The sequence below is a fragment of the Photobacterium sp. WH24 genome (genome assembly GCF_019204055.1).
In the GTDB taxonomy this organism is placed as follows: domain Bacteria; phylum Pseudomonadota; class Gammaproteobacteria; order Enterobacterales; family Vibrionaceae; genus Photobacterium; species Photobacterium arenosum.
Genome location: NZ_JAGSOZ010000010.1, coordinates 171,121 through 193,990, shown reverse-complemented (window position 1 = coordinate 193,990; position 22,870 = coordinate 171,121). Strand labels below are relative to the sequence as shown.

General features: G+C 48.6%; 24 protein-coding genes and 1 riboswitch. Of the genes, 9 read left to right on the top strand and 15 right to left on the bottom strand.

The window, feature by feature from the left end; genetic code table 11:
- Positions 1-110: 110 nt before the first annotated feature.
- Complete coding sequence (locus KCG43_RS13905; protein WP_218385639.1) at positions 111-1,040, top strand: DMT family transporter; 930 nt, start codon at positions 111-113, stop codon at positions 1,038-1,040.
- 67 nt (positions 1,041-1,107) lie between these two features.
- Here KCG43_RS13905 and def read toward each other — a convergent pair whose 3' ends face one another.
- Positions 1,108-1,623, bottom strand: coding sequence for a peptide deformylase (def, locus tag KCG43_RS13900; protein ID WP_192014118.1), 516 nt, complete (start codon positions 1,621-1,623; stop codon positions 1,108-1,110).
- A gap of 188 nt (positions 1,624-1,811) precedes the next feature.
- On the opposite strand from def, the gene KCG43_RS13895 reads away from it, so the two are divergent.
- Positions 1,812-2,096: a coiled coil domain-containing protein gene (locus tag KCG43_RS13895; RefSeq protein WP_192014116.1), complete on the top strand. Its 285-nt coding sequence runs from the start codon at positions 1,812-1,814 to the stop codon at positions 2,094-2,096.
- A gap of 29 nt (positions 2,097-2,125) precedes the next feature.
- Here the strand turns inward: KCG43_RS13895 and msrB are convergent, their stop codons facing one another.
- Entirely contained in the window at positions 2,126-2,572 is a 447-nt protein-coding gene (msrB, locus tag KCG43_RS13890) for a peptide-methionine (R)-S-oxide reductase MsrB (RefSeq protein WP_192014114.1), read from the bottom strand.
- Between the two features lie 358 nt (positions 2,573-2,930).
- On the opposite strand from msrB, the gene KCG43_RS13885 reads away from it, so the two are divergent.
- From KCG43_RS13885 to KCG43_RS13870, 4 genes are all read left to right on the top strand, one after another.
- On the top strand, positions 2,931-3,911 hold the full coding sequence (locus KCG43_RS13885; protein WP_192014112.1) for a rhodanese-related sulfurtransferase: 981 nt from the start codon (positions 2,931-2,933) through the stop codon (positions 3,909-3,911).
- 355 nt (positions 3,912-4,266) lie between these two features.
- Entirely contained in the window at positions 4,267-4,788 is a 522-nt protein-coding gene (locus KCG43_RS13880; RefSeq protein WP_192014110.1) for a peptide-methionine (S)-S-oxide reductase, read from the top strand.
- A 142-nt stretch (positions 4,789-4,930) separates the two neighbouring features.
- Positions 4,931-5,752 carry an arylamine N-acetyltransferase gene (locus KCG43_RS13875; protein WP_192014108.1) on the top strand — a complete coding sequence of 274 codons (822 nt, stop codon included), beginning with the start codon at positions 4,931-4,933 and terminating at the stop codon, positions 5,750-5,752.
- Between the two features lie 124 nt (positions 5,753-5,876).
- Entirely contained in the window at positions 5,877-6,536 is a 660-nt protein-coding gene (locus KCG43_RS13870; RefSeq protein WP_192014107.1) for a DsbA family protein, read from the top strand.
- A 52-nt stretch (positions 6,537-6,588) separates the two neighbouring features.
- On the opposite strand, the gene KCG43_RS13865 is transcribed toward KCG43_RS13870, so the two are convergent.
- Complete coding sequence (locus KCG43_RS13865; protein WP_192014106.1) at positions 6,589-7,566, bottom strand: DUF2860 family protein; 978 nt, start codon at positions 7,564-7,566, stop codon at positions 6,589-6,591.
- A gap of 25 nt (positions 7,567-7,591) precedes the next feature.
- Complete coding sequence (locus tag KCG43_RS13860; RefSeq protein WP_192014104.1) at positions 7,592-9,136, bottom strand: bifunctional GNAT family N-acetyltransferase/carbon-nitrogen hydrolase family protein; 1,545 nt, start codon at positions 9,134-9,136, stop codon at positions 7,592-7,594.
- 163 nt (positions 9,137-9,299) lie between these two features.
- On the opposite strand from KCG43_RS13860, the gene KCG43_RS13855 reads away from it, so the two are divergent.
- Positions 9,300-9,794: a hypothetical protein gene (locus KCG43_RS13855; RefSeq protein WP_192014103.1), complete on the top strand. Its 495-nt coding sequence runs from the start codon at positions 9,300-9,302 to the stop codon at positions 9,792-9,794.
- Between the two features lie 198 nt (positions 9,795-9,992).
- Positions 9,993-10,092, top strand: a riboswitch (purine riboswitch).
- Positions 10,093-10,195: 103 nt separating this feature from the next.
- The gene (locus KCG43_RS13850) at positions 10,196-11,224 is read left to right on the top strand and encodes an adenosine deaminase (protein ID WP_192014102.1); all 1,029 of its coding nucleotides are present in this window, start codon (positions 10,196-10,198) and stop codon (positions 11,222-11,224) included.
- Positions 11,225-11,284: 60 nt separating this feature from the next.
- On the opposite strand, the gene KCG43_RS13845 is transcribed toward KCG43_RS13850, so the two are convergent.
- From KCG43_RS13845 to KCG43_RS13825, 5 genes are all read right to left on the bottom strand, one after another.
- Positions 11,285-12,364, bottom strand: a complete 1,080-nt coding sequence (locus KCG43_RS13845; RefSeq protein ID WP_218385637.1) for a low specificity L-threonine aldolase — start codon at positions 12,362-12,364, stop codon at positions 11,285-11,287.
- Between the two features lie 128 nt (positions 12,365-12,492).
- The gene (locus tag KCG43_RS13840; protein WP_255558039.1) at positions 12,493-13,212 is read right to left on the bottom strand and encodes a murein L,D-transpeptidase family protein; all 720 of its coding nucleotides are present in this window, start codon (positions 13,210-13,212) and stop codon (positions 12,493-12,495) included.
- Positions 13,213-13,291: 79 nt separating this feature from the next.
- Positions 13,292-13,720 (bottom strand): hypothetical protein, encoded by a 429-nt coding sequence (locus KCG43_RS13835; protein ID WP_192014098.1) that lies wholly within the window; start codon positions 13,718-13,720, stop codon positions 13,292-13,294.
- A gap of 276 nt (positions 13,721-13,996) precedes the next feature.
- Entirely contained in the window at positions 13,997-14,350 is a 354-nt protein-coding gene (locus KCG43_RS13830; protein ID WP_218385635.1) for a hypothetical protein, read from the bottom strand.
- A 193-nt stretch (positions 14,351-14,543) separates the two neighbouring features.
- Positions 14,544-14,846 carry a putative quinol monooxygenase gene (locus KCG43_RS13825; RefSeq protein WP_218385633.1) on the bottom strand — a complete coding sequence of 101 codons (303 nt, stop codon included), beginning with the start codon at positions 14,844-14,846 and terminating at the stop codon, positions 14,544-14,546.
- Between the two features lie 110 nt (positions 14,847-14,956).
- On the opposite strand from KCG43_RS13825, the gene KCG43_RS13820 reads away from it, so the two are divergent.
- Positions 14,957-15,364, top strand: coding sequence for a VOC family protein (locus tag KCG43_RS13820; protein WP_192014094.1), 408 nt, complete (start codon positions 14,957-14,959; stop codon positions 15,362-15,364).
- 49 nt (positions 15,365-15,413) lie between these two features.
- Here KCG43_RS13820 and KCG43_RS13815 read toward each other — a convergent pair whose 3' ends face one another.
- The 6 genes from KCG43_RS13815 to KCG43_RS13790 form a co-directional block, all read right to left on the bottom strand.
- Positions 15,414-15,857 (bottom strand): YtoQ family protein, encoded by a 444-nt coding sequence (locus KCG43_RS13815; RefSeq protein WP_218385631.1) that lies wholly within the window; start codon positions 15,855-15,857, stop codon positions 15,414-15,416.
- 143 nt (positions 15,858-16,000) lie between these two features.
- Entirely contained in the window at positions 16,001-16,462 is a 462-nt protein-coding gene (locus KCG43_RS13810) for a GNAT family N-acetyltransferase (protein ID WP_218385630.1), read from the bottom strand.
- Positions 16,463-16,502: 40 nt separating this feature from the next.
- On the bottom strand, positions 16,503-17,855 hold the full coding sequence (yegD, locus tag KCG43_RS13805; protein WP_218385629.1) for a molecular chaperone: 1,353 nt from the start codon (positions 17,853-17,855) through the stop codon (positions 16,503-16,505).
- A 108-nt stretch (positions 17,856-17,963) separates the two neighbouring features.
- Positions 17,964-18,440, bottom strand: coding sequence for a hypothetical protein (locus tag KCG43_RS13800; RefSeq protein ID WP_218385628.1), 477 nt, complete (start codon positions 18,438-18,440; stop codon positions 17,964-17,966).
- Positions 18,441-18,841: 401 nt separating this feature from the next.
- Positions 18,842-19,822: an HD domain-containing phosphohydrolase gene (locus KCG43_RS13795; protein WP_192014086.1), complete on the bottom strand. Its 981-nt coding sequence runs from the start codon at positions 19,820-19,822 to the stop codon at positions 18,842-18,844.
- Position 19,823: 1 nt separating this feature from the next.
- Positions 19,824-22,748, bottom strand: a complete 2,925-nt coding sequence (locus KCG43_RS13790) for an MHYT domain-containing protein (protein ID WP_218385627.1) — start codon at positions 22,746-22,748, stop codon at positions 19,824-19,826.
- Positions 22,749-22,870 lie beyond the last annotated feature (122 nt).

The window sequence follows — 22,870 nt, the reverse complement described above, 5'->3', positions numbered from 1 at the left end:
AAAAATATGTCATTAACTTTTCGAAAAAGATACTTGATTAAAAGGCAAATAGCCACTAATTTATCTTTATGCAAAGATGTTTGATATGAAGATTCTTGAAGGGAAGTGAAATGAACTATCTGCTCGCGTTATTAGTGCCAATGCTGTGGGGTAGCACCTATGCTGCCGTCAGCCTGTTTCTGCAAGATATGTCTCCATACTGGGTGGCTGTGTGGCGGGCTTTACCTGCCGGACTGGTGTTGCTTTTGCTACGACCAAAGTTGCCGCCGCTGAGCTGGAGTCGCATGACCTTGCTGAGCTTTTGCAATATTGCCGCATTCTTTGTGTTACTTTTTATCGCTGCTTACCGCTTGCCTGGCTCTGTCGCCGGCACGTTGGGAGCAACGATGCCGTTGCAGATGATGCTACTGCAGTGGATAGGGGAAGGTAAAAAACCGGACCCTCGCTCAGTGGTGTTAGCGGTACTGGGTTTAATTGGAGTGGGCTTATTGCTGAACCCATCTGCAGATTTGGATCCGATTGGCACCCTGGCCGCTCTGGCTGGCACAGCTCTGGTCTCGCAGTCCGCTATCTGGATGAAACGATGGCCGGTTAACGATGCGCTGAGCTTTGCCGCCTGGCAGCTCGTCCTTGGCGGCATGATGCTGATTCCCTTCGCTTGGTTCGTGGCCGGCGCGCCGGTTGCGCTGCCTGTGGATGCGATACCCGGTCTGTTGTGGCTGGTATTACTGAACACTGCATTTGGTTACTGGGCCTGGGTACGTTCAGTGAAAAAACTCGGTCCGAACGTGATGTCGATGTTCTCATTGATGAACCCGGTTACTGCTGTCTTGCTGGGTATTGGACTGGTCGGAGAAAGCCTTGGGCTCTTGCAATGGGCGGGAATTAGTTTGATCCTGATGGCATTGCTATTCATGAAGAAACCCGCCAAACCAACCCGGATTACTGCTTCGGCACTGGATGGTCAACAAGAAAAGCCAGGCCAGAAGAAAGCGAGTCACCAGCAGAATAATCCTTCGGCTTCTGTCAGGCAGCAATAGACAAATACGGAAAAACCAGGCGAGAAGATAGCAGATCATGAATAAGAAGCGGCTCAGGCCGCTTCTTTCAGTTCAGTCCCAGTTGCCGACGGTACTCGTCTTCAGTGGCGTAATCGTGCGAGTCTGCACGATCAAGAAAAACGATACCGTTTAAGTGGTCTAACTCATGCTGGAATATCCGCGCGATGAAGCCAGATAACTCACAGCGGACTTTTTGCCCATCAAGCTGTTCGTAACCAACACTTATTCTGGTGGAACGCGGTACCAGCGCGCGAATACCGGGGATACTCAGGCAACCTTCCCAGTCTTTTTCTATCTCCTCGCTCATCCAGTAAATCTCAGGGTTGAGCATCAGCGTTGGCGTCATAGTCGGCGCATTCGGGTAACGGGCATTCGGAGAAGAGGCAACGATAAAAGCACGCAGCGATTCACTGACCTGCGGGGCTGCAATACCTACTCCCTGGTGGCTGAGCATCAGAGATGCTAAGTCAGTAAAAAAGGGGGCGTATTCTTTCCATTGTTCAGTCGACAGGGCTTTCGCCTGCTGGCGTAGTATCGGATTGCCTAACTGCGCGATGATCATCCTTGTTCTCCCTGAGTCGTCTATGGAGGGGTTATAGCGCTATCAGACATGTACTGCAAGTGTTCCCCTTTTATATTCCGGAATGACACTAACAGAACGCTGTTAAGCAACTATGCTTATATCTGCAATTCATTTATCTACGATTCACTGGCCGCAACTGTGAGCCACCCACTTTGAGAGAGTATGAGATGGACAGAAAAGCATTTGTAGAAAAGCTCAGCGCACAAATGAAAGAGATCAATGCAGAAATCGACAAATTGGAAGCAAAAGCTCAGCACTCAGGCGCAGAGCTGAAAGAAAAATATCGTGATGAAATTCAACAACTGAAAACCAGAAAAGCAGAAGCGGAAAAGAAACTGGACGAAGTGAAACATGCCAGCGAAGAGGCATGGGGAGAATTACGGCAGGGTGCTGAAGAAGCGTTTGATTCAATGAAAAAAGCGTTCAGGGCGGCCTGGGATAAATATAAATAACTTGCCCGACTGGTATCGGGCAAGTGTAGTTACAGACTGACTTTCTTCAGGGCAACGGCATTCATGCAGTACCGCAGTCCGCTGGGTGCCGGGCCGTCAGGAAAGACATGACCGAGATGAGCATCGCAGACAGCACAGACGGTTTCAATTCGCTGCATGCCGTGCGAGGTGTCCATCAGATAATTGATAGCATTGACGCTTACCGGTTGTGTGAAAGATGGCCAGCCTGAACCGGAGTCAAATTTTTCCCCGGCGTCAAACAGCATATTGCCGCAACAGACACAGGCGTATTCCCCCGGCTCGAACAATTCACACATTTCTGACTTAAACGGTCTTTCCGTACCTTTCTGGCGCGTAATGTAGTATTCATCGTCAGTCAGTTGCTGGCGCCATTCCTCTTCGGCCTTTTCAACGCGGCGGGGAGGCACGATATCGCCTTTGGTTGCGTGTTCAATAACTTTTTCCCAAGTGAGCATGTCGTTCTCCAACTAACTAGATGTGGTTTTATAGATAGGGCCATAGTTCAAGAATTTCAAGAAAAGCGCCCTCAAAGGTATAGACCCGAGATAACCGTATAAATTAACCATATTCTAAATGTGTGTTTTATGCGGACAGACTTGGCTATAATGCCGCGCTTATTCACTTTTGTATGCTGTCTGTAGGTGCAGTCGTAGTAAAACTGTGAATGACGAGTCTTTTGGCCAACCGGTATCAGCCTGAAACTGGTTGGCTGGGTATTGCTGCGAGAACAAGTAGCAGGGTCAGCAAACGCTACCCGTTGATGTATAGAACAATGCTCTGGATTTACGATCCAGTCCGCACTGAGGAAAAACGATGTCCCAATATGTAGTTTGTGCACTGTATAAGTTTGTTGCACTGGAAGATTTTGAAGCCCTTCGTGAGCCATTACAGAACCTGATGGAAGAGAATCAGGTTCGCGGTACGTTACTGCTTGCTAAAGAGGGTATTAACGGCACAGTCGCCGGCAAGCGCGAAAACATTGACGCTCTGCAGGCCTGGTTTAAGACTGACTCTCGCTTAACAGACATAGTGTACAAAGAGTCATTCGACGATCATCAACCGTTCAACCGCTCAAAAGTTAAGTTGAAGAAAGAGATAGTGACCATGGGTGTAGAGGGTATTGATCCTCGCCATGTTGTCGGCACCTATGTGAAGCCAAAAGACTGGAACGAGCTGATTGCTGACCCGGACGTTTTCGTCGTCGATACCCGTAATGACTATGAAATCGAAGTAGGCACTTTCAAACGCGCTGTCAACCCGAAGACAGAGACTTTCCGCGAGTTCCCGGAGTACGTGAAAGAGAACCTGGACCCGGCTAAACACAAGAAAGTGGCGATGTTCTGTACCGGGGGTATCCGCTGCGAAAAATCCACCGCTTACCTGAAAGAGCAGGGTTTTGATGAGGTTTATCACCTGGAAGGCGGTATCCTGAAATACCTGGAAGAGGTGCCTGCCGAAGAGAGTTTGTGGGAAGGCGAGTGCTATGTCTTTGATGGCCGTGTCACGGTAAATCACCAGTTGGAAAAAGGCTCTTATGACATGTGTAACGCCTGCCGTTTACCGATCACAGAGCAGGATATGCAGAGTGTGCAATTTGAAAAAGGCGTAAGCTGCCCGAAATGTTTTGATAAACATTCTGACGAGCAGAAAGCCCGTTTTCGCGAGCGTGAGAAGCAGGTTCAGCTGGCAGCACAGCGTGGTGAACAACACGTTGGCGGTGATGCTAAAAATATTATCGAAGCCCGTCGGCAGGAAAAGCTGACACGCAAGAAACAGCAGCGCGAACAGCGTTAACTGCATTAATAGAAAAGAACACATCCCCGGGCAGCCTTGCCCGGGGACAGCCTTCCTGTAGTCCGTCAGACCATAAAGTGCTCATCCGGCCAATAGAGCACAGTGCTGAAACCTCTTTACTTTCCAGCCTGCTAACCGTTTCAGAGACGGTTGTTGATTGCTTCCCGCCAGAGTCATTTCGGCCTGCTACTGTGTTGTTCTATCGGCGAAAAATGGGCTGGCTGCTGCAGCGGGCGCAACATTTGATTACATAAATTGCGCAGAGAAACCGGCAAGATGCTGCTGCCGGTGAAACCATTTCGTGCCTGAAGGAGTCCAATTACCAAAGTCGAATGGATAAAGCAGGAGGCACTGGATGGAAACTGTCGGTCTGGGCGGAAGTTGCCATTGGTGTACGGAGGCTGTGTTTCGGTCGCTGAAAGGCGTTGGCGAAGTTGATCAGGGCTGGTTGTCAGCTCAGGGACACGAAGAGATGTCTGAAGGGATTTTATTACGCTTTGATCCTGCCAGGATCGATCTTTATACCCTGATTCAGATTCACCTTTATACTCACAGCTGTACGTCGAACCATGCCTTGCGACACAGATACCGCTCGGCTGTTTATGCGTTCAGTCCTGACCAGCAACGTGCCGCACAAGTTTGTCTCAAAGCTCTTCAACCGGAATTCGAACAGCCTATCTTAACGCAGGCCCTGCGCTTTGATGCGTTTCAGCCATCACGGCATGAAATCCAGAATTATTTTTACAGCAATCCGCAGAAACCTTTTTGTCAGATGCGTATCAGTCCGAAACTCAGCATTTTACTGAGTCAGTTCAGTGATCGCGTTGACGATAGGAAACGGCATGTGCTGGAGCAGTTACCTGTCGATATAAAGTGACACTAAAAACCGGGCAGTGCACTGATTCAGCGGGTTTGTGATGAGCGGCACCAGAGGTCTTCGCAATAAATTAATGCTTGACCTCAAGTTAACCTGAGGTTTTATCGTGGCGTTATCAAATCTGATTCAACGGAGCGATTAAATGAAAAACCTCATCGATCAATATCTGCAAAGCCTGGGTATTAATGAGCCGCAAATCAGCCTGGAATGGCTGCAATCTCTGCTAGCTGCCCATTTGGCACGTTATCCGTTTTCCAGTACGAATGTTATTCTGAAGCATGATTTAAGCCTGGAACCAGACGCTTTGTTTCATCGTTTGGTAGTGCAACGCCGCGGCGGGTATTGTTTCGAGCACAACAAGGTCTTATTTTTGGTGCTGAAACAGCTGGGCTTTGATGTCCGCCCTCTGATTGGTCGTGTGATGCTCAACGGTAACCCGGACAATGGTCGTTCTCATCGCTTAACCTTACTCACCCTGCGCGATAAGCAGTATCTGATTGATGCCGGGTTCGGGATAATGAACCCAAGACAGATTATTTCCCTGGATACCAACCTGCCTCAGCCTGATGTCAGATACCAGTACAGCGTGGAATCAGACAACCGTGGCGGCATGCTGGTGATGGCCACAAACTCTGATGAAGTAGTAACACTGTATCGCTTTGATTTTGCAGAATACCTGGAATCGGATTGCACAATCAGCCATTTTTACAGTCATCAAGCCCCTGACGCCGTATTTGTGAATCATCTGGTGGTATCGCGGATTCTTGAGAATCGGCGGTATCTGATCCGAAACCTGACCTACTTTGAATATGAAGATAAGACAGGGCAAGAGAGAACTGTCGATATCAGTGACGGCACCATGTTATATCAGCTTCTGACCACGCAGTTTAATTTACAGTTAACAGAACAGGATGCTGCAACCTTGTATTCACATCAAATGGCTAAGATACGTCAGAAGCAGTAATCGCCGATAAGCAGAAGCAATCAAAGCAGAGCGGTATGATTCCAGATAAAGCTGGCGTATAGCCATGATATCTTTAGAATGAACGGTTAGAAATTTTATTATAAGCCTCAGTCAGGAGAAATGTGTGAGCGCTATTTTGTATTACGTTCATGATCCTATGTGTAGCTGGTGCTGGGGTTATCGTCCTGCTTTTCAGCGGCTCAAAGATCAGTTACCGGCTGGTGTGGAAATCCGCTGTGTGTTGGGTGGCCTGGCTCCTGACAGTGATCAGCCCATGCCAGAAGAGATGCAGCAAATGTTGCAGCTGACCTGGCGTCGGATAACCAGCCAGCTGGGGACGGAATTTAATCATGAATTCTGGATACAGTGCCAGCCGCGCCGGTCGACGTACCCTGCCTGTCGGGCTGTTCTTGCCGCAAAAAAACAGGGACAGGAGTATGCAATGACAGAGGCGATTCAGCAGGCCTATTACCTGAGAGCAATGAATCCTTCTGACTACCAGACCCACGCCAGACTGGCAGCTGAGCTGGGTTTGGACGTTGCGCGTTTCATGACAGACATTACCGGTGCTGAGGTTGACGCATTACTTCAGAAAGACATAGAACACGCGGCAGCATTGGGTGTGTCGGGCTTTCCTTCACTGGTTCTGGAAGTGGAAGGCCAGCGCTGGCCGATTGCGGTTGCCTATCAGAATGAACTGACCACACTGAATGACATCAAGGATAAGCTTAAATGGGCAAACGCTAAGTCGGTAATGAAAGGGTGGTTTGCGAAAAAAAGCTAGCCGGTTATGAATCACACGATGGCAGCGCAGGCTGCCATCGTGTGTAATGTGATTAAAACGAATAGGCCAGCCCTATACTGTACAGATTCTGAGTTTCTTCATAAAAATCAATATTGGACGTCAGGTTATCGAATCCAGCCCGGGCAATAGCACTGGCGTTTCGCCAGTTAAACGGGGCCAGGTAGATCAAGGTTGCGGAAAAACCGTATTGGTTGTCATCCCGGATCTGGTTAAAAATGGGATGGGCCTCGTCATAGTCAATCCATGCCGCACTGGCACCCAGCATCACAATATAGCGATCGATCCGTTGCCGGGCTGTCAGCTCAACACCATAGCGATTGTTCGCTATCGCACTACCTTCCGCGCTGTCATCGATGTAGTGAATTTTCCAGTCGATACCAAACTGACGATTTAAATCCAGTTTTTGACTCAGTGCGGCATAGAAAAGATCGCCTTCACGAACCAGCGCGTCTTGTGTCGCCGAGCTATAGCTGGTTCCGCTGCGCTCATCGTCGATTTTTCGTTTACCCGCAGCCAGCTCCAGTGACACATTGGTTCCCGCAATGCGGTTATAGTCCAGCACTGCGCCCCGGATTGAGCGCTTGGTTTCCTGTCTTGGTGTTCCGGTCAGAAAAGGGTCATCCCACACTTCGTTGTCAAAAAAGCCGGGAATAACGCCAATGCCTAAGCTGGAGCCGTCGCTCAAATACTGAGTAAGGCCAGCCTGCATATAAAAACTGCTCGCCATACCCCCCAGTGCTGATTTGAAATACAGCGCAGTATTTGGTGTGACACCCAGCTGTAAATCCCACATGGGCAGGGGCAGATTTTTTTCTTCGTCCGTGCCGGATTCGTCCAGTGAACTGAGTACGGAAGACTGCTCGGTACTCAGGTGGGAGTCGTTCTTAAACCAGCCTAGGTTTATACTGACATTACCTGACAAGCCGGGTTTGACAGCACTCTGAGCTGAAACGGAAAAAGCAGACAGTGCTCCAAGAATGAGCACTGTCTGTCGAATAGTTCGTAACATGGCCACTTCCTGTGAAAAACATTGGTTAATGTTTCTTTTTGTTACGCTTTTTTGTCTTCATTTTATAAAGATCCAAGCGCCGATGCTTTAGGTTAGTGACAGAGCCTTCGTTGTGCAACAGTTTTAATTTTGACAAGTCGACATCGGCGAAAATAATCATTTCGGTATTGGCATTGGCTTCCGTAATGATCGCATCGTGCGGGAAATACACATCGGAGGGAGAAAACACTGCAGACTGGGCATATTGGATGTCAACATTATCGACCCGGGGAAGGTTGCCGACGCTGCCACCCAGCGCGACATAACACTCGTTTTCAATCGCCCTCGCCTGACCACATATACGTACCCGCAGATAGCCGTTTTTAGTATCTGTCCAGAAAGGGACAAACAGAATCTGGACTCCCTGATCGGCCAGCAGCCTGCCCAGTTCGGGAAACTCGACATCGTAGCAAATCAGAATACCAATCCGCCCGGCATCGGTGTCGAAGACTTTGACTTTATCGCCTCCGTCTATGACCCAGTCTCTGACTTCGTGCGGCGTGATGTGAATTTTATATTGCTCGTCAATGTCCCCGTCTCTGTGCAGCAGGTATGAGACGTTATATAGCTTGTCACCTTTCAGGTAAGGCATACTGCCGGCAATGATGTTGATGTTATACGTGACAGCCAGCTGAGAAAATCGCTGACGGATTTCTTCAGTGAACTGGCTGAGATAGCGAATGGCCTCAACCGAGTCTTTGTCTCTGGCTAACCCCATCAGCGGCGCATTAAAAAACTCAGGGAACAATGCAAAATCGGACTGATATTTGGATAAAGAAGAAACAAAAAACTCGGCCTGGTTCATCAGGTCGTCGACCGACACGACCCGACGCATGTGCCACTGCACTATGCCCAACCTTATCAGTGTTTTTTCGGTTTGATGGATCGAGATATCTTCTTCGTAGAAAATGTTGTCCCATTCAAGCAGTGTGGCATAGCCTTTGGACTTCGCATCTTCAGGGAGATAACGGTTCATCAGGCGTTTTACATCGAAATCATTGGCAAGCTGAAACGAGAGTATCGGGTCATGAATTTCACGGCGTTTGACCTTGGCAATATACTCAGAAACATGCATTTCATCCGCATACTTGTGATAACCCGGAATGCGTCCGCCGGCAAGAATGGCTTTGAGGTTGTTGGCCCGGCAGAGCTCCTTACGGGCTTCGTATAAGCGACGCCCTAAGCGAAGGCCGCGATAATCCGGATGGACAAATACGTCCAGTCCATACAACGCATCTCCGCTCGGGTTGTGACAGGCCACATTGTTGGCATCGACTATATCCAGATACGTGTGGTTCAGGGAATAGCGGTTGTAGCTGACTTTAATGGTCAGTGCTGCGGCAATGATTTTCCCCTTGTCCTCAATGCAGATTTGCCCGTCGGGAAAATGTTTGACCAGCCCTTGAATGGTAGATTTTGGCCAGGCACCGCCCACATCAGGAAAAACCAGATCTTCCAATGCAGCAAGTTGCTTAAAGTCAGAAGGCTCAATGGTGCGCAGATTCAATAAAGTGCTATTGTTCTCATCCATAACTTATTGTTTTTCATTGTTGAAACCAGTGCTATAAAGTATGGAACATCCGTTAGGATTCGCCAGTGAACCGTATCCTGACAGTGAATGAACACAATGTTATTCGGGATCAACCATACTTTAGGTCTGATTCTTCATTCATATCACGACGCTTGGAGGAAATATGAAAGTGAGTGTAGTTCGTCGTTATGCCTCAGTATGTGCACTAGTGGTGTCTATCGGGCTGTTGCCTGGTGTAGTCACTGCGGCCCATCACGAAAAAGAAGAAGCAGAAGCAGTGACATCAGCTGAGCAGGTGAACAAAGAAACGAAGGATTTGCTGGAGTCACTGAAAAACTACTCTGCAGAGCAAAAAGACGAAGCCATGAAGGCGACGAAAGAGGGCATCGACAGCCTGGATAAACATATTGAGCAGTTGCAGACACAGATAGAAGACGACTGGGATGATATGGATAAGGCAGCCCGTGAGAAATCCAGAGAAAGTCTCAAATCTATGCAGGAACAGCGAGTGAAACTGGCTGAATGGTATGGCAGTATGAAAAGCAGCTCAGCTGGCGCCTGGGATCATGTCAAAGAAGGCTTTTCCGGTGCCTATGACAGCCTGAGTGAAGCCTGGCAAAAAGCCAGCGAAGAATTTTCTAAAGAAGAGAAAGAGTAATATTACCGCTGCGCCTCTGCGAACGGGGCGCATTTTCCATTGTGACGTTTTCCCCGTCATTTTTGCCAGAAACCAGTAAGCAGAACCTGTAATAAGTTGCCTTCCTGTATGGGTTTGCAGATCGGGTGTTGGCTGGCGCGGCTTGCAAGCCGGCAGATGATATGAGAAAGTTTGTCCCGTTGTGGTCATCGGTTTAGCGTAAACCGATACAACCCGCTTCGTATAACCCCACTGATAGGGTGTGGGGGTCTCTACCAGAATCCGTAAAATTCTGATTACGAAGAGTTAAGTCGATTAATCGCTTTTCTCTTTGTCATGGTCGGAATACCCATTCTCCTTTGCTGCAGAAAAGCTGTTAATCATCCCAGTCAACGTATTGAGAACCTGATTAAGAGCACCTTATGACATCTTTTATTACTGGTTTACCGAAAGTGGAATTACACCTGCATATTGAAGGCTCGCTGGAACCTGAGCTGATGTTTGCACTGGCCGAAAGAAACCAGATTGCGATTCCGTTTCATTCACCTGATGAAGTGCGTGCGGCGTACCAGTTCCACAACCTGCAGTCTTTTCTGGATATTTATTACCAGGGCGCAAACGTACTGATCCACGAGCAGGATTTTTACGATTTAACCTGGGCCTACCTGTTGCGCTGTAAAGCCGATAACGTGGTACACACAGAGATCTTCTTTGATCCGCAAACCCATACCGAGCGGGGTATTGCCTTCGATATTGTGGTGAAGGGCATTCACCGCGCACTGGAGCAGGGCAGGGAAACACTGGGTATTTCCAGCCAGCTGATCATGTGTTTCCTGCGCCATCTCGATCAGGACTCTGCTTTTGCCACGCTCAGTCAGGGGTTGTCGCATAAAGACAAAATAGTGGGAGTGGGTTTGGATTCTTCAGAGCAGGGCAATCCGCCGGAGAAATTCAATGCGGTCTTTCAGCAAGCACTGACAGAAGGTTTTCTGACCGTAGCCCATGCCGGTGAGGAAGGGCCACCGGAAAATATTACCAATACCCTGGATCTGCTGGGGGCGACCCGGGTGGATCACGGCATTCGTTGTGTTGAAGATGCAGCTCTGGTTGAGCGTTTAGTGCGGGAGCAGGTGCCGTTAACCGTGTGCCCGCTGTCGAACTTAAAACTCAAGGTGTTCGAAGACATGAAAGATCACAATATCGTCGAGCTGCTGCGCAAAGGCCTGCGTGTCACCATCAATTCTGACGATCCGGCGTATTTTGGTGGGTATATGACAGATAATTTTCAGGCGGTGGCCGATGCACATCCTATGACGCAGGAAGAGATCGCGCAGTTTACCCTCAATGCGATTCAGGCCAGTTTTATCTGCGAGGAAGAGAAGCAGCGTTTAACCCGAATGACACTGGATTACCTCCAAAGCGAAAAATCATCCGCTAATAGCAAGGCATAATTTCACTATGGCCAAGTGGCTCCCTGCGCTGATTATGCAGCGCAGGGAGCCGCTTTTCAATTAGCTGACTAATTCGCCGGATAGCCAGCTTAAGATTTCGCGCAACTTGTCATCGCTTAGGTTAAGCAAATTGTCGCCGACATACCATTCGAGGAATGATTGCTCAGGTAAGGCCGCTTGTTGCGGATTTCCCAGCCAGATTTTCTGCTCTGTCGCCAGCCTGTCGCGAATGACACTGGCTTTTTCGGCACTGACGGGCAGATACAGATGCAGCATATTGGCCTGTGGCGCAGTCGGGTTTGGCGTTAACAGCGGGTAATCTTTCAGTATGCGGTAGAGCTGCTGAGTACGATCGAACAAGGCTGGCATCAGCGCCAGGCGCTGATCGAACTGCATCGCCGCGGAAACCGAATACGGTGTGCGGCGATATACATTACCGCCCTGGCGTTGCATCCAGAGGCGAGCTTTTTCAATCAATGCTTGATCGCCCAGCAACATAGAGCCGCCTAATCCGCCAATGCCTTTATATAAAGAGACATAGGCTGAATCGAAACCTTGAGCAATCTCGCTGTACTCACGGCCATACCAGGCTTTGGCTTCCCACAATCTGGCGCCGTCCATGTGCAGATGAATACCCTGCTCGCGACAATGGGCTTTGATAGCGTTTAAATCATCCCATTCCGGCAGCTGACCGCCAATTTCGCGCATGGGAAGTTCATACAGCACGGCAGCAATATCGTCCGGCCATTCCTGCAAATCGGCCAAAGACCAGGTTTGATAAGGGTTACCGACAGGCAGAACGGTAAAGCGTTGCTGCAGCAGATAGCCTTGCGCTTCATGCAGGTAAATATGACTGGAGGGATGCATGGCCACAATAGGGTTTTTGCGTGCCATACAGGCCAGTTGCAGCGCAGTAGGTTGGGTCATTGTACCCGAGATAACGAACAGGCCGGCTTCGTAGCCCAGAAGATCGGCAACTTTGGTTTCAAACTGCTGCAGATCATCGCCCTGACCGTAAATATCATGTTTGATCTGATTGCTCTGACACCAGTTTGCCATTTGCAGGAAGATGTCGGCCGGAGACATTTCACGGTTGCCGGGGACAGACAGAGTGCAATGAGAGCGTAATTCCGTGCTCATAATAATCCTTGAAATAAGCCACTTAATTTTAATTTGTCGCCAGGAGTTTATGGTGGCTTATTCCAGTGCGCAACAGATTTCATTGGCAGTTATGATAGCGATCCGCTCTGGGAGTCTTATTTGCCTGCTTAATATTCAAAGCGGGAAAATTCGCTTTCAATAGATGCATACAACTCTGAGATCCAGGCCGGGGAGGTGTCGGGTACAGGGCGGATCGGGTTTTTCCGTGGATCATGCGGGGCAATCACCACTTCGACATTGTCTTTGCCGATTTTCCCCACCAGGGTAAACAATTCTTCCACCGCGCTGTCGCCGATAGCAAGACAACCAATGGAGTCGGCTTTGCCATGAATGAAAATATTGGAACCCGGTGATTGCCGGCCTTCTAGCGCGGCGTATTTGAGATCGAAGTTGTTGGGATAGTTAAGCTTCATCGACAAGTGGAAACGGCTGTTCGGATTGAGGCCGATGATTTTGTAGATACCTTCCGGCACCTGTCGGTCGCCTTCTTTGAGTTTTGGCCCTGCTTTGCCGCTCGCCGCTGTGACAGGGTAACTGTAGATAAAATGGCGCCGACCCTGCTGATCAAACGCCCATAGCTCCAGGACTTTTTCTTCTTTCAGGCCAAGCAGCGCAATTTTCTCAGGCGGATAGCTCACATTGGCCTGGCGAAATCTGTATTTCAACCGCATTTCAGACAAGTGGCCGTAAGTCGCTAATACGTCATCAACGGTTCGCTTTCCCAGCAAAGAGGGCGCGACAGAGGTTGAAACGGACTGTCCATGAGCATGAGTGGTCATCAGTAAATACACAGCGACAAACAGGGCTGAAAATTTAATAGTGCGCATAATTCCCCAACGTCATATCTAGTCCATTAAACGAAAAATGTTGATTACATTATCAGCAGTAAGCTGTCAGTGTGTCAGATCACAGCGGCTGGAAAGTAAAATCTTCAATAACGCCATTGATGTCTGCATTCAGCACGTAATCAAGGTGCATGTTCCCTTTTTGCTGGTAGAAGCTGATTCGGTAACCTTGATCGCTGTGGTTATTATCCACACTGTAATTACTGGTCACTCGGGTACTGATCGCATCGCCCCGGACAATGCCGTTTACAGCCGGAGACGTGGCAACGATGTACGTCAGCTGATTTTCTTCTAAGCTATTGAATTTTATATAGGCATAAGTTTTCTTTTTGACCAGCTGCCCATTTTCCAGAACATTGCCGTTGCTCTCTGAAAAATAGTAGCCATTCAGGTTAACTGTAGACTCAAACCCGATCTCAGGATCTGGCTGGCCCATAGATGCACAGCCTGATAACGATGAGAGTAGAATAATAGATAGTGCCTTTTTCATACTCACCTTGATTCTTATAATGATGAAAAGGGGTCAGAAACCCCCAACCAATGACAGTATTTAATGGCGTCAGAACGCTGTGTGTCATTAACTGGTTATTGCAAAATGGCAGGTAAGCAGAAGGTTTAAGCGGGGAATCGGTATAAGCGCACTCTTGTCAGGCAAAAAGCGGCAGGCAACAACGGTATGAACGGCAGACAGATGACTGTCAATTGTATAGGCAGGTCACTATACAAAGCATTGAATGTTTACTCAGTGCGTCTTAGATAGCTCAGGCTAAAGTAACATGTCTTTCGCACAATAAATACTGCTAATGCCGGGGGCGCTGTAGCAACTCAGATTGTCTTGTATTATGGCTGAAGGTAATGCAAATCCGGTTTGACCGTTTACCTTAATGGTGGCCGTGTTTGCGTTGATGTGATGGGAGATCTCAGAACCGTTGCTGAGTGTCCAATAGGTATCAAACTCGCTGGTATTGGCACAGACCGAAATGGAGCAACTGACCGGCGTTGTTTCACCGTGCTCGAACACAATGCACTGGGCTTGCATTTCACCACAGCCCGCGTTCGCTGCTGCTGATACCATAAAGCCACACATCAGGGTGAGGGATAAACAGGTAACGCCTTTCATAATCCACCTTGCTTCTTTTAGTAATGAGTCTGTTCATGGGGTGTGTTACTAAGGCGACCAAAGAGAGGACAGTATGCAGGTTTTTCCGGATGGTGCGGATTTGAGCTTCATTGTATTGATGAAGACAGGTGTTTTACCTACCTGCCTTCATCAATTCGTGCTCACAGGATAACGGACACAGCTATGTAGGTGTTTACCGCTGGAAATTGCGATGCTCCACATCGCAGCGGATGACAGATTGGTCGTCGATTAACCCGGCTAAGTGCTTGCGGCTTTCCAGGTAATGCGGTGTCAGTTTGTGCGCTGCAAGTGCGTCTTCACTGGTGTAGATTTCATACAGGTAGAAGCAGTGGTCGTTGTCTTGAGCACACAGCACATCGAACACCAGGCAGCCTTCTTCATTCTCTACCGAAGCCTTGGCGTTTTCCTTCATGATCGAGAGATACTGGTCTCGAAACCCTGCTTTGACTGAATTTTTCACAACAATACAAAACATAAAGCGCACTTCCTTTTTTGTCAGTTTGAGGAACAACTTGTTCTTCGTTTGAATATTTGGCCTCTTATTGTATACAATGATTAAAATTATTGCACACGGAGTGGCTGAATATGGCTGAGAGACCAAAACCTTTGAACGGATTACGACATTTAGCACTAGCGGTATATCCCTTTGAGGAGTGTATCCGTTTCTATACCGAAATACTGGGTATGGAAGTGCTAAGAAAAGCGAGCGATAACCTGATTTACCTCAGTTGCGGTAATGACAACTTGTCACTGAGTAGGGCGTATGAACCGCAGGAGAATCACAATCAGTCCCTTGATCATTTCGGGTTCATAGTGGACAGCAAAGAAGAATTGCAAGCCTGGTTCGTGTTTCTCAAAGCCAAAGGCGTGCCGTTACTGGACACACCGCACGATCACAGTGATGGTGCGCGCAGTTTTCATTGTACCGATCCGGCCGGTAATGTCGTTCAGCCTATTTATCATCCTGCCATTTCTGGCCAGCGCCTGCGCTAGTAAAGCAATTTACCCGACACAATCGGTGTGATTGTGTCGGGTGCAGGCTTTATTTTTGATTCAGTAAATAATCTAAAATATCAACTACTTGTGCTGGTTCTGTTGCCCATGCATTGGCACTGGCATCCACTTCTTTAAGCGGGTGGACAATGTCTTCGCTGTGCAGTGTGATGTAGGGTTTATCCAGTGCGGCACAATATCCGGCATCAAACGCGGCATTCCACTGCTTGTATTTATCACCGAAACGGATGACGGCCACGTCACATTGTTTGATCAGTTTCTGTATCCGAATCGCATTGACCTTGGCCGATTTATGGTCGCGCCAGAAGCTGTTAGATTCAGCCCCTAAACCATCACCTGCAGCGTCACTGCTGTCGTGATCTGTAACGGCTGAAGTAAACACAACATTGAGATCTCTTGCCTCACAGCCTTTAATGATTTGTTCCCGCCAGTCGGTGTGGATTTCACCAGAAAGATAGACATTCCAGGTCATTGCTTACCCCTTTTCCTTTATTGCATGTCTCTGTTATCAATGTTCACACAATATGTGTACATGATATGGAGGTGGATATATGGATTATAAGATAGTTCATTGTACACAAGTTGGTGTTTATTGCACATGCAAAGGGCGGGGATTCAGAAGTAGCTTGGGTAAGTGTGCAGGGTAATGTCTGGCGATCGGGTGATGAACAGGCAATCGCTTTGGCTGTTGATCCGCTCAAAGCCGAGTGCTTCATAAAAGGTGGTGTCGATGTCGCTGTGAAGAAAAACCGTTGTTGTCGTTGTGCTTGAGAAAAGATGACGGACAATGCCGAGAATTAGCTGACTGGCATAGCCTTGCCGGCGATGCGCTGGCGACGTTGCTATCGAACCTATTCCTGCTTGCCCGTCTTCCAGACCAAACTGATGACGGTACAGAATCAGAGAAGCGACAGGCATATCAGCTTCTGGCAGCACGTACCACTGGCCAGCGGTGTATTTCCGGCTGCGTTTGCAGGCGGTCAGATACTCAGCCTGGGGCATTTCATCGCCCCAGGCGTCATAGCCCATCATATACACTGAGTTCATCTCGGACTCAGTAGCTTGTCTGATTTGCATCCGTTTTCTTTTTGTTAATTGCCGGTCTGATAATTGCTGATCACCGAAAGCAGAACTCCGCCCAGCGACTCAGGCCAGCGGTGACCGAACCAAAATAATCACCGGCCACGATCGGCACACCGGGCAGGCGTTGCTCGATAAGCTGGCGTAACATGGGGGAGCGGGCACTGCCACCTGTCATAAAGATAACGTCCGGTGCGCATTCCGCCTGAGACAAAGCTTCATTGATCAGACTGCTGATTTTCTCCGCGTTGCTGCTGACCGCCTCTGCCAGTTCATGGCTGGTACAGCTGATCGGCAGTGTTTCCTGTCCGATGCGGATCTCGGTACTGGCACTGGATGATTCGGACAACGCGATTTTCAGCAGTTCGGCTTCACGCACTAATTGATGACCTAAAGTATGGTGGTAGACCTGCAGCAGTCTTTGCAGCAAAGCAGGTTCTGCGGAATCCCGCACGAGTTGTTGCAGCACGGCTAAGTTCGCGCTGGCGTAAAAATCACTTTGCGCGGCCACATTGTTGATCGCCACCGGGTTCCAGAATTGGCTGATCGGCGCTGCCAGTCCGCGCTGGTTGGTGCTGTGCTTGCCAAACAAAGGCATGATACGTTCGAAGGCGAGGGCGATATCCAGATCGTTTCCGCCAACGCGGCTGCCACTGTGAGCCAGTAATCCTTCTGTTCTGTCTTCTTTATTTAACCAGCCCGGCCCCATTTGCAGCACGGAGCAGTCGGTGGTACCACCACCAATATCGACCACCAGTACGGTTTTGTCTTCTTGCAACTGGCTCTCGTATTCCAGCCCGGCAGCCACAGGCTCGAACTGGAATTCTATCGCTTTGAAGCCAGCACGCGTTGCCGCCCGGCGCAGAATACTCTCGGCCTGCTGGTTAGCCTTACTTCCGCCTGTACCCTGAAAGTTGACAGGGCGACCGATAACAGCCTGCGTAATACTCTCACCGCACTGGTTTTCACTGCGGTGTTTGATATTTGCCATCATGGCACAGACCAGATCCTCAAACAGACTCAGTTGGATGTCATGTAAACCGGAAGCACCAAGAAAGGATTTTGGTGATTTGACGTAATACACTTCATCAGGATCATTGAGGTAGGTGTCCAGCGCTTGCTGACCAAACTGTAAGGCATGCGCATCAACGATGATGTCGTCGTCTTTGTTGGCAGAGATCGAACGACGCAGTAATTGCTCTCCAATCTTATCAGCGGGTTTGATGTCATAGTGACGAAATAGCGCCTCGCTGACGGCCTCGCGACTTGGTGCCGCAAGCGTTGAAGGAATGAAAAAGCTGTCGCCTTCAAGGGGAAGCAACCTTGGCTGACCATTCTCCATAACAGCAACAGCGCAGTTGGCTGTGCCGTAGTCGAAACCTATGTACATACTTCCTCCTGACAACTAAAAAGCCGACCAGTGTACGAAAATTTCGGCCTAAGACAAGAAAAGGAAGCACTGACCGTGAGAATTGCATTCCATCTCGCAGAACAGCTTCTAGCGATAAAGCTTACGGAAGAACTTTGACGTGAGCGTGTAGTCGTAACGGAGTTGGATCAGCGAATATATTAAGGTAGAACCGGCCACTGTTCCCCATGGGTAGAAGAAAAAGAGTATGCAGCCAAACAACATAGTGGCTTTTTCAGCCCAGGGATGGCGGATTAATAGTCCGTATCCGGCAGTGAGGTGAAGCACTATCATCAACACAGCCAGCAGCACCATAGAGAAATTGTTGGTTTCAATGTTCATGATGCCGTCGATGGCGGCCTGAAAACCTGAAACGATGCCCCATATCAGCCAGATAATCGCGTAAAGGGCATGAAAACCTATTGCCAGCCTGAATTTGAGTGAGTATTTCGAGCGCAGAGAGTCGTGAGACTGCGATTGTTCGCCCTCAGTACATTTTTTACACATTTCTACCGGAGTACCGTCAGGTTTATCCAGTGTTCGAACACCGCATTGTACGCAGTACATTATTTACGCACCACTTGCCTGTTTATCGCATCGCATTTCATTGCGATAGCTGTAGTTACAAATTCACAGATGCAAAGCTTCATCAGTTAACAACATTTCCTAACAATTATAATTTCATATAATGCCGTGTTCTTTAACATTTGAATGTCAGTTTTTCGCTTTTATGGTGTTCGAAATGATGAAAATGCTGTGGGAGTCTCATTTTGGTGAATTAAATGTACCGTTACATAAGGTTATGAAATTTAAGGCTTATATAAATTAGGGTAGCCTAATTTATATGTGGCAACTGTCGGCAATATATTATTTGCCTTTTTTCATGTGTAATGGCATAGCATGATACTGCTTTTCTTTTATCAAAGAATGCATCGGACAGGTTTGATGAATCATTTTCTCTGCGGATATTATTCTGGCCACTTCTTTTTAAAATCAAGTAATTCTGGCAGGCAACGGTTAAAGGCCTCGACAAGAATCGGGTCGAAGTGAGTGCCACTATTTTTACAGATATAGTCAGAAGCATCTTCAATGCTCCAGGCCGGCTTGTAAGGACGTTGACTTGTCAGTGCATCAAATACATCGGCAATGGCTGTTATACGTGCTTCAATGGGAATGGCGTCTGTCTGTAAACCGTAAGGGTAGCCTGTGCCGTCCCACTTTTCATGGTGATAGACGGCGATGTTTTTGGCCATCTGCATCAGTTCTGAGGTGTCATTGCCCAAAATTTCGGCCCCTATCAGGGTATGGCGCTGCATGATTTTCCATTCTTCACCAGACAGCGCCCCTTTCTTTTGCAGAATATGATCCGGGATACCAATTTTGCCGATATCATGCATGGGTGCTGCATGCAGCAGGGTTTCCGACCACGCCGGGCTGTAACCTGCGGCCCTTGCAATGGTATATGCGTAATGGCTCATGCGAATAACGTGATGGCCTGTTTCGTTATCTTTGTATTCTGTTGCTCTGCTCAGTTTCTGAACCACGGCAAGCCGTGTTGATTTCAGCTCATCCATTTTGACCAGCGACAGCTGATTTTTCACACGGGCCCGGACAATGGGCGGGCTGACGGGTTTGGTGATGAAATCGACCGCGCCCAACTCAAAACCTTGTGTTTCATCTTTAGTGTCTGACAGCGCGGTCACGAAGATCACTGGAATGTGTTTGGTGTCCGGTGCGGCAGAAAGCTGTTGAATAACCTCATAGCCGGACAGGCCTGGCATCATAATATCCAGCAGGATCAAATCGGGTTTTTCTGTGTTGGCAAGTGTAATGGCGCGGCTGCCGTCTCTGGCGAATAGCAGGCGGTAATCCGATGCCAGAATGTTTTTCAGCACCTGTAAATTGGCGGGTTCATCATCCACAACCAGAAGGGTTTTACGTTCATCCATGTTATGCCTCCACTGCCTGCTGGCTGACGAGATAGTTATTTAGCAGCGTGGCTGCTCGATCCAATTCAAAATCGCTCATGGCCGATTCCACATCCATTGCCAGTTCTGCAGGGAGCTGGGATTTAACCGCTGAAAAAGCGCAGTCCGGCATCTCGCCCTGTTCCAGTTGCTGAATGATTTTCCTTATATCGTCATGGTTGAGAGTTGTTGCTGTTTGATGCTCAGGTTCAGCAGAGAAATCCTCTACCGAAGTGAGCAGCAGCGTAATGGCATTAAACATCTCTCGGTATTGAGTAAACAGTGGAACCGTATTTTCGTCACGCTGTAATGCTTGTTCCAGTTTTTTCATGCAGTGATGGATACCCGGCATGCACAGGTTGCCAGTCACACCTTTCAGGCGATGCACATGCGACAGGGCTTTTGTCTGGCTGCCACTGAGCAAGCGAGCCAGAAAATCAGGGTGATGCTGTGGCTGGCTGATGAACTTCTGTATAGCGGTAAGCTGCGATTGTTCATTGCCCCAGAGCAGGCGCCCTTTCTCCAGATCGATAAGGGTGTCCTGATTGTCGTCTTGTTTCTCAGGGTGAACCGGAACCTGGGCGATAATCCCTTTCAGGTAAGCAATTTCTGCTTTCAGCGCATAGATATCGATCGGCTTGACGGCAAATCCATTCATGCCGGCGGCGAGTGCGTTACGCCTGTCTTTTTCAAGTACGCTTGCCGTCAAAGCAATAATAGGTACTTCTTTTAACTGCTGTTCTTTTTCGTAAGCCCGGATGGCTTTACTGGCTTCCAGACCATTCATCTCAGGCATTTGAACATCCATGAGAATGATATCAATGTGCCTGGATTTATATTGTTTTATGGCTTCTGTTCCGGTTCTGGCCGTGACTAACTGATGGTTATCTCTTTTTAATAATCCCGTCATCAGCTCCAGATTTTGCTCGACATCGTCTGCCACCAATATGGTCATAGGCGGTAGATGAACATTGTCTGTTATGTTGTCATCAATCTGAGCGGACTGTCCTGCCGGTAACGGCAAATCAACACGGAAGGTCGAGCCCTGACCTGGCTGGCTGTAGACAGCGATTTTGCCGTCCATCAGTTCAACCAGCTGTTTGGCTATGGTCGTTCCCAGGCCTGTGCCGCCAAAACGGCGCGACATAGTGCTGTCTGCCTGAGAGAAAGGGGCGAAGATGCTCTCCAGTCTGTCTGGCGCAATGCCAATTCCCGTGTCTTCGACCAGAATGGTGATGCCTTTGGTACGACTGGAAGTGATGTCCAGTCTGACATAACCCCGCTCGGTGAACTTTACAGCGTTACTCAGTAAGTTCAGGATAATTTGCTGAACGCGGAGCGGATCACCCTGGAAATATTCACTGAGCTGCGGGTCATAGCGCATTGTCAGCTCTATGCCTTTTTTGTTGGCCAACAACGATTGAGTTGCGATCAATTGCTCACAGATTTGACGAAGAGAGAAATGGCGGGATTCAAGCTGTGTGGTCCCGCTTTCAAGCTTGGCAGAATCCAGCACATCGTTAAGCAGGTTGAGCAGGGTTTTCGCAGATTGCCGGATAATGCCAAGGTGTCTTTGCTGTTCGGTGCTCATTTTTCCGTCCAGCATGAGTTCAGAAAAACCGATAATGGCATTCATTGGTGTTCGCAATTCATGACTCATATTGGCCAGAAAGGTGCTTTTTGCCTGAGCCGCGATTTCTGCTTCTTCTTTGGAGCGGCGCAGATCGGCTTCCATTTGTTTCTGCTTGCTGATGTCAGTGATCACACCGACAAAGGTGCTGACGCCATTGAGCTTGGATTCGCCAATAGATAAACGAATCGGTTTCATCAGGCCGTTTTTATGCAGCGCGGTGACTTCTCTGCCAATGCCGATAATACGTGCTGTTCCGGTTTTGCGGTAATTCTCCAGATAGGAATCGTGCGCACTTTGATAGGGCTCTGGCATCAGCATGCCGATGTTCCTGCCAATGACTTCACTTTCGTGATAACCAAAAATACGTTCTGCAGAGGCATTAAATGACAGAATAATGCCGCGGTGTGACATTTTTATAATACCGTCTACGGCGGTATCTATGGTGGCTTTCAGCTCAGCAGCGGTTTCTTCACTGTGCTGCAGTAATGAGCGGTAGCGGGTCAGGGCGTTGACCGCAGCAATGATCAGACTCAGGGATACGGTGACAATTGAAATGGTAATGGCGAGTAAGTAATGACGCTGGCTGCCAGGGATAAATGCTGGATCGGGCTGACCGACAAACCGGGTTGCTTCCATGGCAGTATAATGCATACCTGCAATGGCCAGTCCCATAACAACACTGGCAATCAGCTGGATCTGGTAGCCAGGCATTGAGCGATGCTTGCGCAGACCAAAACTGATCCATAAGGCCAGTGTGGCTAACGAGGCAGCGACAAAAATGGAGAGTGCGAATAAGGCCGGGTCATATTTTAGCGCAGGCCCCAGTACCATCGCCGCCATGCCAATGTAGTGCATTGAGCCTATGCCCAGCCCGACGGTTATACCACATAGGATCAGTCGTGCATTACTGACAGCCCGTTTCGTCAGTAAATGGAGCGTTACCCAGGAAGCAAGAAAGCTGGGTATAGCGGAAAGCAGGGTAGTGCTGATGTTGTAGTTCACCGTGGTACACAGCTCGAACGCCAGCATACCAATGAAATGCATGGCCCATACACCCACCCCTAACGAAGCTGCGCCTGTCAGTATATGGAGGCGGCGAAGTAATCGACTACGGCTCTGTTTAGCCGATTCAGCTAAAGAAAGCGCCAGTAAAGAGGCACCCACAGAGATAAGCAAAGAGATAGCAATCAGTGAATAGTTATATTCACCAGTGACCAGAAGGCTTGGGTCTGTGCTGTCGGAGATAAAAAAAAGCGAAAATAGTTCTGCAATCATGATTCATCAAAGACCAGCCATCCGCCATCTGATGCGAGATAACCGGTTAGGTTAAATTAGTGTTGTATTTTTATGTCAATGGGCGCTCACATTATCCTGTCGGTCAGGAAGAGTAAACCATT